The 17,198-nt window shown below is 65.0% G+C and carries 15 protein-coding genes; 6 read left to right on the top strand and 9 right to left on the bottom strand.

Annotation, left to right across the window (positions count from 1 at the left end):
* Positions 1–179: 179 nt before the first annotated feature.
* Positions 180–1,154, bottom strand: coding sequence for a quinone oxidoreductase (locus JOY29_RS05180; RefSeq protein WP_300975124.1), 975 nt, complete (start codon positions 1,152–1,154; stop codon positions 180–182).
* A 347-nt stretch (positions 1,155–1,501) separates the two neighbouring features.
* Here JOY29_RS05180 and JOY29_RS05175 point away from each other — a divergent pair, with 347 nt between their 5' ends.
* Positions 1,502–2,248 carry a copper resistance protein B gene (locus JOY29_RS05175; RefSeq protein ID WP_300975123.1) on the top strand — a complete coding sequence of 249 codons (747 nt, stop codon included), beginning with the start codon at positions 1,502–1,504 and terminating at the stop codon, positions 2,246–2,248.
* Positions 2,249–2,618: 370 nt separating this feature from the next.
* Positions 2,619–3,626, top strand: coding sequence for an SDR family oxidoreductase (locus tag JOY29_RS05170; protein WP_300975122.1), 1,008 nt, complete (start codon positions 2,619–2,621; stop codon positions 3,624–3,626).
* A 421-nt stretch (positions 3,627–4,047) separates the two neighbouring features.
* On the opposite strand, the gene JOY29_RS05165 is transcribed toward JOY29_RS05170, so the two are convergent.
* From JOY29_RS05165 to JOY29_RS05150, 4 genes are all read right to left on the bottom strand, one after another.
* Positions 4,048–4,755, bottom strand: coding sequence for a hypothetical protein (locus JOY29_RS05165; RefSeq protein ID WP_300975121.1), 708 nt, complete (start codon positions 4,753–4,755; stop codon positions 4,048–4,050).
* A 76-nt stretch (positions 4,756–4,831) separates the two neighbouring features.
* On the bottom strand, positions 4,832–5,626 hold the full coding sequence (locus tag JOY29_RS05160; protein WP_300975120.1) for a TerC family protein: 795 nt from the start codon (positions 5,624–5,626) through the stop codon (positions 4,832–4,834).
* A 92-nt stretch (positions 5,627–5,718) separates the two neighbouring features.
* On the bottom strand, positions 5,719–6,192 hold the full coding sequence (locus JOY29_RS05155; RefSeq protein WP_300975119.1) for a GtrA family protein: 474 nt from the start codon (positions 6,190–6,192) through the stop codon (positions 5,719–5,721).
* 204 nt (positions 6,193–6,396) lie between these two features.
* Positions 6,397–6,675, bottom strand: coding sequence for a hypothetical protein (locus tag JOY29_RS05150; RefSeq protein WP_300975118.1), 279 nt, complete (start codon positions 6,673–6,675; stop codon positions 6,397–6,399).
* Positions 6,676–6,735: 60 nt separating this feature from the next.
* On the opposite strand from JOY29_RS05150, the gene JOY29_RS05145 reads away from it, so the two are divergent.
* From JOY29_RS05145 to JOY29_RS05130, 4 genes are read left to right on the top strand one after another with little or no spacing between them, the layout of a single operon-like run.
* Positions 6,736–8,424, top strand: a complete 1,689-nt coding sequence (locus tag JOY29_RS05145; RefSeq protein WP_300975117.1) for an efflux RND transporter periplasmic adaptor subunit — start codon at positions 6,736–6,738, stop codon at positions 8,422–8,424.
* A complete protein-coding gene (locus JOY29_RS05140; protein ID WP_300975116.1) occupies positions 8,424–11,543 on the top strand; it encodes an efflux RND transporter permease subunit in 3,120 nt (1,039 codons plus the stop codon). Before JOY29_RS05145 ends, JOY29_RS05140 begins: the two co-directional genes overlap by 1 nt.
* An 11-nt stretch (positions 11,544–11,554) precedes the next feature.
* A complete protein-coding gene (locus JOY29_RS05135; protein ID WP_300975115.1) occupies positions 11,555–11,965 on the top strand; it encodes a hypothetical protein in 411 nt (136 codons plus the stop codon).
* Entirely contained in the window at positions 11,965–13,218 is a 1,254-nt protein-coding gene (locus JOY29_RS05130; RefSeq protein ID WP_300975114.1) for a TolC family protein, read from the top strand. Before JOY29_RS05135 ends, JOY29_RS05130 begins: the two co-directional genes overlap by 1 nt.
* A gap of 901 nt (positions 13,219–14,119) precedes the next feature.
* Here JOY29_RS05130 and JOY29_RS05125 read toward each other — a convergent pair.
* The 4 genes from JOY29_RS05125 to JOY29_RS05110 form a co-directional block, all read right to left on the bottom strand.
* A complete protein-coding gene (locus JOY29_RS05125) occupies positions 14,120–14,875 on the bottom strand; it encodes a methyltransferase domain-containing protein (protein WP_300975113.1) in 756 nt (251 codons plus the stop codon).
* Between the two features lie 315 nt (positions 14,876–15,190).
* Positions 15,191–15,787 (bottom strand): hemerythrin domain-containing protein, encoded by a 597-nt coding sequence (locus JOY29_RS05120; RefSeq protein ID WP_300975112.1) that lies wholly within the window; start codon positions 15,785–15,787, stop codon positions 15,191–15,193.
* A gap of 328 nt (positions 15,788–16,115) precedes the next feature.
* Positions 16,116–16,502, bottom strand: coding sequence for a cupin domain-containing protein (locus JOY29_RS05115; protein ID WP_300975111.1), 387 nt, complete (start codon positions 16,500–16,502; stop codon positions 16,116–16,118).
* An 18-nt stretch (positions 16,503–16,520) separates the two neighbouring features.
* The gene (locus tag JOY29_RS05110; protein WP_300975110.1) at positions 16,521–17,162 is read right to left on the bottom strand and encodes a dihydrofolate reductase family protein; all 642 of its coding nucleotides are present in this window, start codon (positions 17,160–17,162) and stop codon (positions 16,521–16,523) included.
* Between the last annotated feature and the right edge of the window lie 36 nt (positions 17,163–17,198).

Here is a 17,198-nt window from a genome sequence, read left to right as displayed (position 1 = left end):
GCAACAGGCCGGATGAGCGGGCTTCTCGACCGGCTGCCAGCGCATGTAGCGCGGCGCGCGTCGGAATGCGACCGGGCATGGGCGGCGGGGAGGGCCGGCCGGCTGCACGATCCGGCCAATCCGGGCGGAGGTGCAGCACGCCGGACCCATCTGTCGCCTTCCCTGGACCGACGGCGCGGCTAGGGGATCAGCAGCACCGATCCGCTGGTCTCGCGTGCCTCGAGCCTGCGGTGAACCTCGGCGGCTTCGCTCAGCGGAAAGCGCCCGCCGATCGTGACCTTCACCTTTCCAGCGCGGATCATCGACCACAGCCGCTCGACTCCGGCGCGGCGTTCCTCGGGATCGGCATAATAGTCGAACAGGGTCGGCCGCGTGCTCCACAGGCTGCCCTTCTGGGCAAGGATGCCGAGGTTCACCCCCGTCACCGGTGCCGAGGCGTTGCCGTAGCTGACGATTGCCCCGCGCCGGGCGGCCGAGTCGAGGCTCGCCTCCCAGGTCGCCGCGCCGACTCCGTCGAACACCACTTCGCAGCCCTTGCCGCCGGTCAGCGCGCGGACGCGCGGCGCTACCTCCTCGGAATCGTAGCGGACGATGGCGTCGGCTCCGGCTTCGGACGCGAGCCGCGCCTTCACCTCCGTCGACACCGTTCCGATCACTCGCGCGCCGACGGCCTTCAGCCACTGGACCAGGATCAGCCCGACGACGCCCGCCGCCGCATGGACCAGCACGTCCATGTCGCGAGTCACCTCGGCGCAGCGCTCGACCAGGAATTCCGCCGTGCAGCCCTTGAGCAGGGCGGCCGCGGCAAGGTCCGAGGGCACGTCCTCGGGCACCGGGAGGAGTGTCTCCGCCCGCACGATCCGTGCCGTCGAATAGGCGCCGCGGTCGGGCCCGAAGGTCGTCACCCGATCACCCTCGCGCAGCGCGACGCCGGGCCCTGCCGCGAGCACCCGGCCAGCCGCCTCCAGCCCGAGCTTGCCGGGCAGTTCCACCGGATAAATTCCGCGACGGTGATAGATGTCGATGAAGTTGAGGCCGATCGCCTCATTGGCCATCAGCACCTCGCCCGGCCCGGGCGGAGGTAGATCAACTTCGACCCATTCGATCACCTCGGGGCCGCCGGTGCGGCGGAAGACGGCGTGAATCGCTTTCATGCACGAAGCCTTAGCCCGGCCTCGTTGTCCGGACAACGAGACCCGGCGGATGCACATGCTGCTCGCCTTTGCCGCCGGCAGCCTCGCTTCCGTGCCAGGTCGATGGTCCACGGAAGGTGGTGACGAAAGCCGTGGCGGCTGCTCGGGACTGCAGAAGATGGCAGGGTCGATTGCCACGGGCGACCGACGGCGGCCTGACTTCTGGACCTGAGAGGGCCAGAAGGTCGCGCGCATCGGCTGCAAGGTGATGACCGGCCGTGGATCGGCGGTGATGGTGCGCACTCCGGTCTGGAAGGTAATGACGTAATTGCTTCCGGCCGTAAGATCGCCTTGCGTTCGGCACGAACTTGGCGGCGACCGACTCGCCTGCGCCTCCTGTTCCCACCGACCACGCCGCGGACGCCATCTATGGCGCCGAGGCCATGGCCATGGGCCGCCACCACCTGGTGAAGTATCACGGCGGTCAAAAATTCTCGCAGGTGATGCTGAACGTCGCCGAGGTGCAGTGGCGCAAGGGTCGCCAAGCTTACGAATGGGACGGTGAAGCCTGGTACGGCGGCGACATCGGGCGCTTCGTTCTGAAAAGCGAAGGCGAGGGTGAGTTCGGGGGCGCTCTCGAGAAGGTCGAAACCCAGGCGCTCTACAGCCATGCGATCGGCCCCTACTGGAACCTGCAGGGCGGCATTCGCTACGACATCCGGCCGAACCCATCACGGGCGTATGCGACCCTCGGTGTCGAGGGGCTCGCGCCGAGCTTCTTCGACGTCGAGGCTGCCCTGTTCCTGTCGAACAAGGGCGAGCTGCTGGGCAAGCTGGAGGGATATTACGACCAGCGCCTCACCCAGCGCCTGATCCTGCAGCCTCGCGCGGAACTCAACTTCGCGGCGCAGGACACGCCCGAGCTCAGGACCGGCGCCGGCCTTAGCGATGCCGAAGTCGGTTTGCGCCTGCGCTACGATGTCCGCCGCGAATTCTCCCCTTACGTCGGCGTGCAATTTCGCCGCGCCTTCGGAGAAACGCGACGCTACCTTCGGGCCGACGGCGAGGATGCAAGCAGCTGGAGCATGCTGACCGGCATTCGACTGTGGTTCTAGTCCACGTAGAGGCTGACGGCATGACGCTACGTCGCTGGGCTGCTGTTCTCGCAATCCTGCTGGCCATCGCCGTGGCTCTTCCGGTTCCCGCTCACAAGGGCGAGAAGCACGGAAAGGCGCAGGTTGTCTGAGCAGTGCCGGCGCTTCCCGCCGCGACGGCGCCGGAGCCTCCGCACGACGAAAGGCGAGCCAGCGATCTTTGGGGTAATCACATCCGGCCGGCACTTGCAGATACTTGAGGCCAGCTCGCGCGCGGACATCTGCGTTGGAAGTCACGCATTTGTTGTCAGCAACTCAGAACTGTTCGGAGCGAGGATTCGTTGGCTGGTCACTTCGTCGGTACGCCGACATCTCGCCCACAGGAGTCCTTATGCGCGCGACATTGAAGCCAATTGATCAGCAAACCATCGTCGTCACCGGAGCGACTTCGGGACATGGGCTGGCAACTGCCCTGCAAGCCGCGAGGGAAGGCGCAAACGTTGTGCTCGTTGCGAGAGACGAGGCCGCTCTGAAGGAGGTTTGCAAGAACATCGCCAAGCAGGGCGGCATCGCCGCTTACGTTGTTGCCGACGTTGCCGACGCAGATGCGATCGACAAGGTGGTGGAGGCAACCAAGGAGCGCTTCGGCGGCTTCGATACCTGGGTCAACAATGCCGGTATCGGAGTCTACGGCAAGGCGCTCGAGACTCCGATCGAGGATCACCGGCAGGTTTTCGAAACCAACTACTGGGGCGTTGTGCACGGCTCGCTGGCCGCTGCCCGCCACCTCAGGGCCAAGGCCGAGGGCGGAGCGATCATCAATGTCGGATCGATCAACGGCGACATGGCAGGACCGCTCTTGTCGGCCTACAATGCATCCAAGCATGCAGTGAAGGGCTTCACCGACTCACTTCGCATTGAGATGCTTGCCGAAAGTGCGCCGGTCTCCATCACTCTGATCAAGCCAAGTGCGATCGGGACCCCATTTCCGGAACACGGTCGCAACCTCACCGGCTCTGAAGCCAAATTGCCGCCGCCCATCTACGATCCGCAGCTGGTTGCCGGTGCCATCCTTCATGCAGCACAGCATCACCGCCGCTCGATCACCGTTGGCGGTGCAGGCAAGATTCAGGTGCTAGGCGCCACGATCCTGCCCGCTCTCTACGACAAGATCGCCAGCAAGATGGGGCCCGCCCTAGTCGACAAGTCAAAGCCCGTCGGCATGAAGAAGGGCAACCTTTATGAACCCCAAGGCAACGATGGCCGAGTGGATGGTCGCCAGCAGGGCCGCAACTTCAGCCTTTTCACCAGCGTGGCCAGGCGGCCGGCTCTTGCGGCAGGAACGCTAGCACTGGTGAGCGGAGCGGCCTGGTGGGCGGCCGATCGCCGAGCCGGCTAAGCATCATGTCTTGGCTGCCCACTCCGGCGTGTCTTGCGTCGGAGTGGGACCCCGGCGTTATCGAGACGATCCGTTCGGCAGGGCTGCCTTCGAGGCTTTCCCAAGCGTCGGAGCGACGGGCAGATGCGTGACCTTGCGCCGAGGCGAGCCAAATGCGTGCCCTGAGCGCTTGTCGTTCAATGCGGGAAGAGAAATGAAGGCCCGAAGCGGAATTCCTCAACGGCGATAATTCGCCATTCTATATGCCTAACCGCCTCAAACTGCTCGAAACGAAAACAATGGCTTAGCTATGCGGTGTCTAACTGCGTGGCCTTCTTCTGACCGGCTGCTTTGCGCCCTTGTCGGACATAAAATGCACGACCCTGTTTACTCGTAAGCAGACGTTGGCCGGCAGCTTCCCAGCGAGCTGTTTCAGTCCGGTCTACTCAAAGTAGGTCGCGAGGACCGCGAAGAAGGCGAACCCGCCTACGAACGCCGTGGTTGAGGTGGCGCGCCCGGTGCCAGGCTTGTCCGCTTCCGGCACTAGGTCCTCGATCGTCGTCACCAGCAGGATGCCCACGATCACGCCGAGGGCCGCGTCTTGCGCCGTCTCGCCAGCGCCTCGCAGCATGGTGAAGCCGATCGTCACGCCGATGAAGACTGGCAGGATGAAGGAAGTAGCGGCAAGCAGGCGGGTCCGCCTTGGCACGCCTTGCGCGCGGAAATTGCTGAGCGAGGCGAAGCCGGCGGGCACGTTCGCGACCACCTGGCTCAGGGCCAGCAAGAGCCCGAGTTCCGGCGAAACGGCGGCGCTCGCGCCGGTCATCAGCCCATCGCTCAGCAGGTCGGCGGCCGTCGCCATGTAAACGACCCATGCGCCGGCGCTGCCCCCTTCCACCCGGCGGGACACCCAGCACGCAGCCTGCGCCAGCAGATAGGCGAGCACAGCACCCAGCATGAACATGGCCAGGAACAGCGGCGTTTCCGTCGTCTGCAGGATCCGTGGCATCAGGTCGACGCTCACCAAGGCCACTGCAACGCCGGCCGCTGCGTGAAGGGCAGCGCCGATGACCCACTTGGGCGTGCGTGACAGCTCGGCAGCCGCCGTGCCGAGCAGGTTGCCAAGCACCGGCAAGAGCGCGAGGGCCAAGACGGATAGGTAGGCGCTCACGGCCGGTCGGCCACGCGTAGCGCGGGCTTAGCTGAGGCCGAGCCGCGCGGCATGGTCATGGCGCCGTCGCCTTGCCCTTCCGCTGCTGCGCCCTACGCGACATCATGTTGAGCGCCTCGACCAGCACCGAGAAGCCCATGGCGGCGTAGATGTAGCCCTTGGGCACATGAACGCCGAAGCCGTCCGCGATCAGAACCACGCCGATCATCAGCAGGAAGCCGAGCGCAAGCATGACGACCGTCGGATTGCGCTCGATGAACCTGGCGAGCGGCTCAGCGGCAAGCAGCATGACGGTCACGGCGGTGAGCACCGCGATCACCATCACCGCCAGATTGTCGGTCATGCCAACGGCGGTCAGGATCGAGTCGATCGAGAAGACCATATCGAGCAGGATGATCTGAACGATCGCGGATCCGAAGTTGACGGCGGCGACCTTCTTCTTGTCGAGGACATCGTCAGTCGGGGTTGTGTCGACGTTGTGGTGAATCTCCTTGGTGGCCTTCCAGATCAGGAACAGCCCGCCTGCGATCAGGATAAGATCCCGCCAGGAGAAGGCCGTCTCGAAGGTTGGCTGGCCATAGGCGCCAGGCGAGCCCGCCAGTCCGAGGTCGAGCACGGTGGCGGTCAACCCGACGATCCAGGCGATCATGGACAAGAGGATCAATCGCATGACCAGCGCCAAGCCGATGCCGACGCGGCGAGCCTTGCGGCGCTGCTCTTCGGGCAGCTTGTTGGACAGGATCGAGATGAAGATCAGATTGTCGATGCCGAGGACCACCTCCATCACGACCAGAGCGACGAGCGCAGCCCATGCGCCGGGATCGGAGAAGAGGGCGTTCAGGCTTTCCATGTTCGTATCCTGTCTTGCCGCGTTCGCAGCGGCGTGTTCAGTCAACGCCGATGGCGACTGGGGAGTTCAGAAGGCGAAGTGCGCTCATCACCTCAGAGCCGCTTGAAGTTCAGCGTCGCGTTGAGGATGAAAATAGCCAGGCCCGCAAATACGGAGACGACCACCCGCGCCACCAGGTAGTTGAGGCCGGTCCAGCGCATCAGCGCTGCGAACAGCAGTACGGTGATGACCAGGCCCACTGCGGCATTCACGAGAAAGTAGAAATAGCCATCGGCAAGGCCCCGGTCCGATCCATGGAACACCCAGCCTTGAGCCAGCGCGTAATGGACCGAGTTGGCGGCAACGAAGGACGCTCCGGCGGCAAACACGTCGTTGCTGCCGAAGCGTTCCACCATCACCCACATCAGTGCCAGCCCGAGCAGGAAGGTGCCGCTGCTGACGAGGAAGTCGCGAAGGAGCAGGCGGCCTGCCTTCCGGGTTAGCAGGCGTCCACGAAGCGACTGTGCCTCGCCGCTCTCCTCGCCGGCGCAGTGAATCTCCCTCCTCGCGCTTTCTAGTCTGTTCATGTGCGGGGCAGTCCCAACTCGTTCGGACCTTGAACCGGCCCAACCGCATTCACTTGGGGCTGCGGCAGCGTCTCCGACTGTATCCACCATAAGGCGGCCGCCACGACCAGCGCCGCCAGCACGAGGATCGTGCATCCCCGCCGGTTCATCCTTGGACGCATGGTCACCAACCGCCATGCGGTGGGAGCGCGTCACTCAAGGCGCTCAGCGAGCCCGCTCCGCGAGGCGCTGCAGTTCGGCAGCGCTGAGCCCCAGCACCGCACCCTGCTCGCTAGAGGCGATCGAGTTGCGAGGCATGCGCACGAGTTGGCCTGAGGTAAGCTTCAGCGTAACGACGGCGTCGTCGATTGCGTCGATGGTTCCAGCAAGCGTGCCACCGGGGCCGTAGACGGACGTTCCGGCTACCAGCTTCGCATTAGCTTCAGTGATCGCCTTCAGGCCCGGCCTTGCCGGATCGCCGCTGACGGAACCACCGACACTCACCTGACCGGACTCTCAAAGTGTCTGCCGGTCCGCCGGCGCAGGTGAAAGACGAACTTCCCGATGATCGATTGCAAGGGCGCGATGCGCCGCTTGGCTGCCCCCGTGGTTGGGGCCGCCGCTCTGTTGCTCGCGACCCCCGTGGCGGCGCACGAAGGCGAAGATCACGGCACGCCGCCGGCGGCCAGCGCACCGGTGCCTGAGGCCGCAACTGGCGCGGCGGCGGGCGAAGCGCACAGCGACCGGTACGAAGTTGTGGTGCAGGCGGGCGAAGAGCCGCGTGTGACGATCTTCCTCGACGATTATGCGACCAACACCCCGGTCACCGGCGCGCGGGTTTCCGTGGTGATCGGCGAACAGACTGTGGCCGCTCGGGCGACCGCGCCCGGCACCTTTGAAGCGCGACTTTCAGGGCCGCTGGCGCATGGCACCACCAATGTCGACGTGGTGGTGCAGGGGGCGGGCGGGGACGACCTGCTGAGTGTCCCCGTGGTCGTTCCGGAGCATGACGACGCGTCCGAAGCGGGCGGCTTCGCTTGGCGGACATGGCTGATGGGCGCAAGCATTGTCGGACTGATCGCGGCACTCGGTTGGGCAGCTTTTCGCCTGCGTCGGCGCAATCCGGTGCTGGTCGCGATGGCGGCGACAGTGGTGACCTTCGCAGCCCTCACCCCGGGGGTGCAGGCGCATGGCGACGAGCCGCACGGCGACGAGCCGGCCGATCCGGCGGCAGGTGATGCCATCGCCGGGAATCGTCCGGTCCGCTCCGCTGACGGCAGCCTGCTGGTTCCCAAGCCAAGCCAGCGCCTGCTCGGCATCCGGACGGTGATCGGGACCGTGGGCACGGGTACGGCGGCAAGCCGCCTTCAGGCGCAGGTCATTCCCGATCCCGCGCGCCTCGCCCGTCTGGCCACCGCGCGTGGCGGGCGGGTGCTGGCCGGCGGCGCGGGATTTCCCCGGCCCGGCCAAGCGGTCAGCGCCGGGCAGGTCCTGTTCCGGCTGCAACCCGCGCTGTCGGCATCCGAAGCCGCCAGCAGCGCGGCCGAAGTTCGCTCGCTCGAGCGGGAGGTCCGGCTTGCCGAACAGGAGCTTCGCCGCCTGGAGCAGCTTCGCGGGATCGTCGCCCGCGCGGAGATCGAGCGGGCGCGGACCAATCTTGCCGGCCTCCGGTCGCAACGCAGCGCGGCCGCAGGTCCGGTGCAGAGCGTCGAAGCGGTGCGCGCGCCGATCAGCGGCACGGTGTCGGCGATCAGCACCGCCATCGGCGCGGTGGCCGAACCGGGAAGCCAGCTGGCGGAAATCGTCGGAAACGGCGGATGGTTGGTTGAGGCGCGGGGCCTTGCGGCGGGACAACGACTGGCCGGGGCAAGCGCCGTCGGTGTCACCGCTGACGGACGGCGCTTCGGCCTTCGCCTGGTCGGCCGCAGTCCGCAATTGGTGGATGGCTCCGACCGCTTCCTCTTCACGGTCGCCAACGGCGCTGGGTCGCTGCGCGGGGGCGAAGCGGTGACGGTGGAAGCGACCCTGGTCGGCGCCTCGGTCCAGCGGGGCGTGGTCCTGCCCGCCGACGCCATCTCGCGGGGTGAGGACGGGCAGCTTGTCGCCTGGGTCAAGCCGAGCGCCATGCGCTTCGTGCCCCGGCAGGTCCGCACCCAGCCGTTGCCGGGCGGGCGGGTATTGGTCGTCGCCGGTCTGCAACCGGGCGACCGGGTGGTGACGCAGGCGGCCGGACTGCTTGGGCAGATCCGCTGATGTTCGCCAGGATCGTCACCTTCTCCCTGCGCAACAGGGTGTTCGTGATCGCGCTGTCGGCGCTGCTCATGGCCTATGGCGCGTTGGTCCTGACCCGTCTTCCGGTCGATGTATTCCCCGACCTCGACAAGTCGGTCGTCACCGTAATGACGGAGTCCGAAGGGCTCGGTACCGAGGAAACCGAGCAGTTGGTGACGGTCCCGCTCGAGAATGTGCTGAACGGAACGCCGGGTGTCAGCCGGGTACGCTCGACCTCCGCCGCGGGCCTGTCGATCGTTTATGTCGAATTCGGCTGGGGCGAGGACGTGCTGGTCAACCGGCAGCAGGTCGCCGAGCGCCTGCAGACGGTGCGCACGCAGCTCCCCCCGGGCGTACAGCCGCAGATGGCGCCCATCTCGTCGATCATGGGCGAGATCATGCTGATCGCCATCACCAGCGATCGCGCTTCGCCGATGGAGCTGCGCGAGCTTGGCGAGTTCGTGGTCCGACCCAAATTGCTCGCCATTCCCGGGATCGCCAACGCCATTCCGCTGGGCGGCGAACTTCGCCAATATCTGGTTGCCCCGCGCGCCGGCGACATGGCCCGGCTCGGGGTCGACTTGGAGGCGATCGAACGCGCGGCCCAGGACTTCGCCCGCAACAGCGGCGGCGGTTTCGTCGAACGGGGCGGGCGCGAACTGAGCGTCCGCAACGTCGGCCGCTCGATCGCGATCGACGATCTCGCCGCGCTTCCGGTCGCCACCGCCACCCAATCCACCATCCGCCTCGACCAGGTGGCCGACGTCCGCTTCGCCGCGGCGCCGCGGCGCGGCGACGGCGGGTCGATGGGCAAGTCGGCGGTGATCGTCTCGGTCTCCAAGCAGCCGGGCGTCGACACGGTCGAACTGACCCGCGCTATCGAACGCTCGCTCGCCGAACTCGACCGCACCCTTCCGCGCGATATCACCGCCGACCGCGTCCAATTCCGTCAGGCCGACTTCATCGAGGCCTCGGTCAGCAACGTCGAGCGCGTGCTGATCGAAGCGCTGATCGTGGTCGCGGTCGTGCTGTACGTCTTTCTGCGCAACTGGCGCACCACCGCCATCTCGCTGCTCGCCATTCCCTTTTCGGTGCTGGTCACCGCCATCGTGCTCAGCCTGTTCGGCCTGTCGCTCAATACCATGACGCTGGGCGGGATCGCGATCGCGGTGGGCGAACTGGTCGACGACGCGGTGGTGGACGTCGAGAACATCTTCCGCCGCCTGCGCGAAAACCGCGCCGCAGGCGATCCGCTCCCGGTGATGCAGGTGATCGCCTCGGCCAGCCAGGAAGTGCGCTCCGGCATCATCTACGCGACCGGGATCATCGTTCTGGCCTTTGTGCCCCTGTTCGCGCTGGGCGGGCTCGAGGGGCAGCTCTTTCGCCCGCTCGGCATCGCCTACATCTGCGCAATCCTCGCCAGCCTGCTGGTGTCGATCACCCTCACTCCGGCGCTGGCCTCCTACCTCCTGCCGCGCATGAAGAGCCTCGATGAAAAGGAGAGCGGGTTCGTCCGCTGGCTCAAGCAGGGTTACCAGCGGATCCTGCGCTGGGCGATGCCGCGCGAGCGGCTGCTTTACGCTTTCGCCGCCGCCGCGATCCTGGTGGCCGCGGTCGGCGCGACCCTGTTGCCGCGCGCGTTCCTGCCCGACTTCAACGAAGGCACGCTGACCGTCAACATCACCTTCCAGCCAGGCACCTCGCTGAGCGAATCGGCGCGCATTGGCTCGACCGCCGAGCGGCTGCTCCTGACCATTCCCGAGGTTCGCAGCGTCGGGCGTCGGACCGGCCGGGCCGAAATGGACGAGCATGCCGAAGGAGTTCACTACAACGAGCTCGACGTCGACCTCCGTCCGGGCGAGCGCAGCCGCGAGGAAATTTTCGCCGCCGTCCGCGACCGGCTGGCGGCAATCCCCGCCTCGGTCAGCGTCGGCCAGCCCATCTCGCACCGCCTCGACCACCTGCAGAGCGGCGTTCGGGCGCAGGTCGTGGTCAAGGTGTTCGGCGAGGATATCGACACATTGCGCTCGGTCGCGGGCGGGATCGAGACGGGGATGCGGGACTATGCAGGCTTCACCGACGTCAGCATCGAACGGATCGTCCGCACGCCGCAGCTCGACATCGTGGTCAACCCCTCGGCCGCCGCCTTCTACGGAATCACGCCGGCGCAGGTGACCGAGCAGCTCGAAGTGCTGACGAGCGGTCGGCGGGTGGCCGAGGTGATCGACGGCCAGCGCCGCTTCGACGTCGTCGTCCGCTTGCCCGAAGCCGACCGGGACCCCGCCTCGCTTGCCGCCGTCCTGATTGCGACGCCCGGTGGGCAGGTTCCGCTCGGCGCCTTGGCCGAGGTCCGAGAAGTCGATGCGCCCAACCAAGTGTCGCGCGAAAACGGCCGGCGTCGCCTCGCCGTGCTGGCCAATCTGTCGGGTGAAACCAGCAGCCAGGCAGCGCTGGAGGAGCTTGAGCGCATCCTGGAAACACAGCGCCTGCCCGCCGGCTACTCGACCAGCGTCGAAGGCACCTTCACCGCGCAGCAGGATGCTACGCGAACCATCGGGCTGCTGTCGCTCCTCTCGCTCGGGCTCATCTTCGCAGTTCTCTACGCCCGCTACCGCTCGGCGGCGCTGGCACTGATCATCATCGGCTCGGTGCCGATGGCCCTGGTCGGGTCGGTGCTTGCGCTCGCCATCGCCGGGCAGACTTTGTCGGTCGCCTCGATGGTCGGCTTCATCACCTTGGCCGGGATCGCGGCGCGCAACGGCATCCTCAAGGTCAGCCACTATCTCAACCTCGTCCTTCACGAGGGCGAGCGGTTCGACGATGCGATGATCATGCGCGGCAGCCTCGAGCGGCTGGTGCCGGTGATGATGACCGCGCTGGCGGCGGCGTTCGCCTTGCTGCCGCTGATGATCGATGCCGATTCGGCGGGCAAGGAGATCCTCCATCCCGTCGCGATCACCATCTTTGGCGGGCTCATCACATCGACCCTGCTCGATTCCCTTCTCACCCCCTTGCTGTTCCGGCGCTTCGGAAATGCAGCTGTCGCACGCCTCGCCGAGGTCCGGGACGTCTCCGGCGGACGACCGGCAGAAGTCTATTAAGGAGTCCCCTCATGAAGCCTCTTCGCTTTTTCGCCGCCGCCTCGCTCGCCCTCGTTGCCGCCCCGGCATCGTCCCACGCACCCCACGTCGGACCCGCTGGCGGCCAGGCCATCCACTGGGGAGCCTATCATTTCGAATTCGTGCCGGGGGTCGGCGGTTCGCGCATCCTCGTCTACCGCGCGTCTGACAAGAAACCGGTGCCGGCCGTTGCCATGTCGGCCACCGCACGGCTCCTGTCGGGCGGAAAGCTGGTCAACGTCCGCTTCCGGCCCGGCGGCGGCAATCAGCTGATCGCTCCCGAAGCTCGATTGTCGGGCGACTGGACCGCCTCGGTAAGCTTCAAGCTGCCGGGCGCCGCGCCGACCATCCGCTATTCGGCGCGCGATCTTGCCACCCTGCGGCGGGCTGGAGCAAAGGGCTGATGCGGCGCGCCTGTCTCGCTCTGCTTCTGGCGGGCGCCGCCTCGCCGGCAGCAACGGCACCCATGACCTTCGGCGAGGCTGCGGCGCGGCTGGTGACGGAAGCACCGGCGTTGCGCGCCGCGGACGCTGCCAGGCGCGCGGCCGAGGCCGGTCTCTTGGATGCCGACCGCCGCCCCAATCCGAGCGCCGACATCGAGATCGAGAATTTCGCGGGTACGGGCCCGTATCGTGGTGTCGACGGGGCCGAAATCACCGCAGTGATCGAGCAACCGATCGAGCTTGGCGGCAAGCGGCGCGCGCGCACGGCAGTGGCGAGGGCGGACATCGCGCTTGCGCTTGCCGAGCGGCAGGGGGAAGCCCGCCGCCTGCTTGCCGAACTGGCCCGCACTTACGGTAATGCCGCCGCGTCCCGCGCGCGGGCGACAATCGCGCAGGAACAGGTCGCCCTTGCCGAAACCCTCGCCGCGCAGAGCGCACGCCGGCTGGCGGTCGGCGACATCGCCGAGGTCGAACATGATCGCGTGCTGGTCAGCCTTGGCGAAGCTCGCACGGAGCTTGAGCGGAACCGCCGCGACACCGAGACCGCCGAACGCAATCTGGCGCTGCTTGTCGGGGCGACCGAGGCGGTTGAGGCGGATCCTTCCTTTCTGGCGACCGGCAGCGTCGATCCCGCGCAAATTGCGATCGTAACGGCGGACGACTCCCGGATCGCGGCGATCGCCGACCGGGAACGCGCGCGGGTTGCGGCCGCGAGGGCCGGGCGGATTCCCGACCTTACCGCCCGTGGCGGGGTGCGCGTCGCCCGCGAAGAAGAAGCCGTAGCGCTTGTCGCGGGCGTCTCCATCCCGCTTCCCTTCTTCAATAACGGCCGCGCCCGTGTCGTTCAGGCCCAGGCCGAAGCCGAGCGGGCGAACCTCGCCGCCGAAGCTCAACGGCGCGACGCCCGCCGCACCGCCGAACGAGCGCTCGGCAACTGGCGAAGCGCGCTGCGCTCGCTTGAAAACATCGAGGGGCGGACGCTCCCCGCTGCCGAGCGCCTGGTTGCGCTGACGGAGCGCGGATACCGCCTCGGGGCCTTGCCCTACCGCGATCTCGCCGACGCCCAAACCAGCCTTTACGCATCTAGGCGCGCCAGGATCGACGCTCAGGAACAGGTCGCGACGGCCAAGGCAGACGTGGCGGAGGTAACCGGCGCCTATTCCGCATTAGGTCTTCCGATTTTGTCGGAAAGGAACCCGGAGGTATTTAAATAGAAGATGCTAAGGAAAGCGCGCGAAGCATGCAGGAATGCTGCTCCACGGCTTAGCAAGACAACTCTACGCTAACGCTTTGGACGAGGTTCGATCGACGACGGAATCTTTGGCTATTTCATTGTACGCTCCACTTCGCTGGCCTGGGCCGAGCTTTTTCGATAAGCAGAGCAAGTCTCTTCCGCTTGGCAAGGGCCGTCTGGTGGTCGTGGAGTGACCGATCGGGAGGCACGGCGAGTTTATCCTCGAAGGCCGGAAGGGGGCATCGGTTGTTCTACCCGACCATTAACCAGTGATTGCGCTGGTAACCGAAATCCAGTGCGACGCCGCCGGTACCCGAGCATAACCATGGTACAGGCCAAGACCGACTATGTGCGTGTCACAAGGACTTATGTATCCGGTCACGAGACGGCCGGATAGCTGTTGCCTATGTCAAAAGAGGGTAAGGGATTTGCATTGGTCCAAGGTTGCCTTCTGACAATGACCAAGACTGGGCTGAGGCTTGCGAAAGAGCGGTAAGCGAATGTCCGCTTCGTCCGTGCTGAACCGACAAGCGGATAGGCCGATAACGGCCACTTGCCGACGCTCTGGCGATCCCACCTCGAACGTCAATGGTTGGTGGAAAGCGGAACAGCAGCTTTCGGGTGAGCGCCGGCGGAAGCCGACGTTCGTTCATGCGGAGGGTTAGGTCAGCTCAGTGCCCTCCTCAAACACTTCAACTTAATAGCCGACCATTCGCCGGCAGACGTCCGTTCAGCTGGCGGGCCAAAGTTCGCCTTGATCCATTGCGGAAACTGATGCTGCGCGCATGCCCTCCGGGCATCAAGTGCCGGCGCATCTTGCTTGGGCAATGCACGAGCTTTCGTGCAATTGAACCTTCATAGCTATTGCGTGCACGGGCTTGCTAGATCGAAAGCCTCGCAGCAGTCAGGAAGGCCAAGTCCCACACGATTGTCCCTCCCGCAGCGCAGCGCTCTTCCTCAAGCCGCTCGGCCAGTGTTTCCAGTCCCACATCTTCAACGCTTGCTACCTCCCGCTCGACAAAACGCGGAAGCATCATCGCAGTAAGCGTCGGCAGGAAGGATGGTTCGCCGGGCTGGAGCAAAATAGCCTCACTTCGTGCTTGCTCGATGGTGAGGCCTTCCGCCTGAAAGAGATCGACCAAGCGAAGCGCTAGCCCCACATCGCCACCCTCTGCCGCGACAGTTGTCCACATCCAGTCGTAAAGCTGGCCATGCAGGTCGAGCCGTCCAAGACCGGAAGGCAGGCTGGAGCGGGCGTGCTCCTGAAAGGCCAGGACCGCACCCGGCTTTGCCAGCCGCTTCAAGCGGGCGATCGTTGAAGCTGGCTGAGGAAGGTACATCAGCACGCGCCGCCCCACGATCGCATCGAACAGGCCGAGATCCGGCAGCTCAACGGACAATTCCATCGTGCGATACCGAATTGGCGCCGCAGAGGAACTGATCGGCATGGTGCGCGCCATGGCCAAGGCTTCGTCGCTGCGATCGATCGCAACCACCTCGCCCTCGGGTCCTGCCAATTCGGCCACGAAGCGGCTAAGGTCGCCACTTCCGCATCCAACGTCGAGCACTCGCGCGCCCGCCTCGATACCCACGCTTTCGAAGAAGCGGGCGGTAGGGGCATTTGCAGGATTGATCATGGCAACCTCAAAGATGTAATATTATTACATAGATAGCGGTGCGAGAGCAGAGTGCCAAGATATGCAATTAATCGCATCGCTGATCGCAAAGAGGACGCTGCGCGCCCGCTCAAAGTCTGCTTTCGACCCATCGCAGACATTCGGACCTGAGCAGGTCTGAGCGGCCGCCGCTGGTGGAAAACTGGAGTGACGGCTTCCGGGCGGTGTCCACGCGAAAGCAGATGACTCTCCGAGAAAGCATTGCGCCAGGAATGCGCTCTGATCGGCCCTCAGCCTCTTGAAGCGCTAACAGAATGGTGCCGAACACCGATCACTTTATAGCAGCGCTTGCTCGCCATGCTCGAGAAGGGCCGGAACAACCAGTTCCTCCTCGTCACCAAGATGCTGTTGTAAGAGCTTCAGGAGATGCTCGATCCTGCCGGCGAAGGTGTCAGCGGCCTGGCGTTCGCCACCTGCGGTCTGCGAGAGCGCCGCCAGCAGTTCCCGCGCATGCGCGACCGTCTGGACAAGGCTCTGATGGATTAGCTCGTGATCCGCCTCCAGCAGATCAAAGCCCGCGATCAGGCGCCCGTCCAATAGCCGGAACTTGGGAAAGTAGACGTTATCCTCAATCCTGTGATGGTGATCGAGGTGCTGCAGAAAGGAATTGAGCTGCGGAACGAAGGCCTGCTGCAGCTGCATTCTATCGATCTCCTGCCCGCGATAAGCGTTCACGATTCGAACGACCTCGCTGCCTTCGCTGCGCAGACTGGAATGCACATGAAGCCAGAAATTGGCCAGTTCGCCGAAGTTAGCATGCGATCGCCAGTCGCTGGTCGGGTATAGCGGACGCAAGTAGGCGAGGTCGTCAGCCAAGCCCTTGCGGGCTCCGAGCACCAAGGAGTTGCTTCCTGCTCCGTCGACGCTCGTCATCACTCCGGTCCTAAGCCTGCTTGGAAAGACCTGTCACATACTATCGGCAATGGCGAGCTCTTCAGGGCTTTGCCCGGGAAAGCGAGGTCGAGATGATCTAGTGACCGGCGACGCGTTCGCCAACAGCAGGCGCGAGGATCGAGCGCTCGCAGTACGATCTGCGAATTCCCCGCCGCTGATTTATCGCGAGCACACGGCACTCGGCTTGGCAAAGCGTTGGCAGGTGGTGGGAAGCGGAACTGCTGTTTGCGGGCAAGTGAAGGCGATCAACCGAAGCTCGTTCACGACGGCGGACGTCTTCGGTGCGCGAACTATACTTGGTCTTAAACTAGCCGAGATCTGTTTGAAGCCAGCGAGAACAGTCATGCACGTCAATCGTTTGAAGGCGGCCGGGACCTAAGTTCTCGAAGCGATGCGGAACACCTGCAGGTCCCAAGACTACTTCGCCCGCTGAAGCGTCGATAACGCTGTCACCGACATGGAAGCGTGCGTTTCCCTCGATGACTACAAAGATTTCGTCATAGGGATGGATGTGAAGCGGCGGTCCTTCGCCCGGCATATCGTTGCCGTAGGCTAGGATGGTGCAGGGCGCATTCATGACCTCACCCTCAACACTGCCGTGCCACGGGCCATCCCCATTGCTGTGGAACAGCCGCGCCTTGGTCGCTGGTCGCCCGTCGGGCGGAACCGTCGAGGGATCGAAGTCCTTTCGCATTCACGCAATCTCCTAGTTTTAGCGCAGGAAGGTGAGGTGAATGGTGCCGCTTTCAGCCGTTTCCGATGACACCGTGAAATTTCCTTCCAGACCGCGAAGGTCATCCCACAGCCGAATCCCTCGTCCAAGTAGGATCGGTGCAATTGCAACGTGCATCCGATCGACGAGTCCGGCCTTCAGAAAGTCTTTCACTACGGTAGGGCCACCGCCGATGCGAACATCCTTGCCGGCCGCCATTTCTTGCGCCTGCGCAAGCGCCTCAACTGGGCTTTTGTTAATGAAGGTAAAGCTGGTTCCGCCGGCCATGGTCAAGGGCGGGCGGGCGGTGTGGGTCAGCACGAACACAGGGCATCGGAACGGCGGCTCGTCACCCCACCAGCCTCGCCAGGCCGGATCATTGGGAAATGCATGTAAGCCGAACTTCCCCGCGCCCATGATCTCGGCACCGATATTTTCGAAATAGTCTTCGGCGTAGCGATCATCGATGCTTGTCGTGCCTCGGCCACTCATGTCTCCCATCACACGTTCGCGGAACGTTCGGGTCGACACATAGGCCTCCACCAGCCGCGTCCAGTCCTGGCCGAAAGGGTCGTCGGGAGTCTGGTCGGTGGTCGTCGCGAATCCGTCTAACGAGATTAAGAGGTCGACACGAACGGCCACGGCGTTCTCCTGATAGACTTAGGCACATACCTTTGT

It is taken from the genome of Sphingomonas sp. LHG3406-1, assembly GCF_029637485.1.
Classification (GTDB): Bacteria; Pseudomonadota; Alphaproteobacteria; order Sphingomonadales; family Sphingomonadaceae; genus Sphingomicrobium.
Note: the sequence above shows the minus strand (reverse complement) of the source record. Positions and strands in the feature narration are given on the sequence as shown.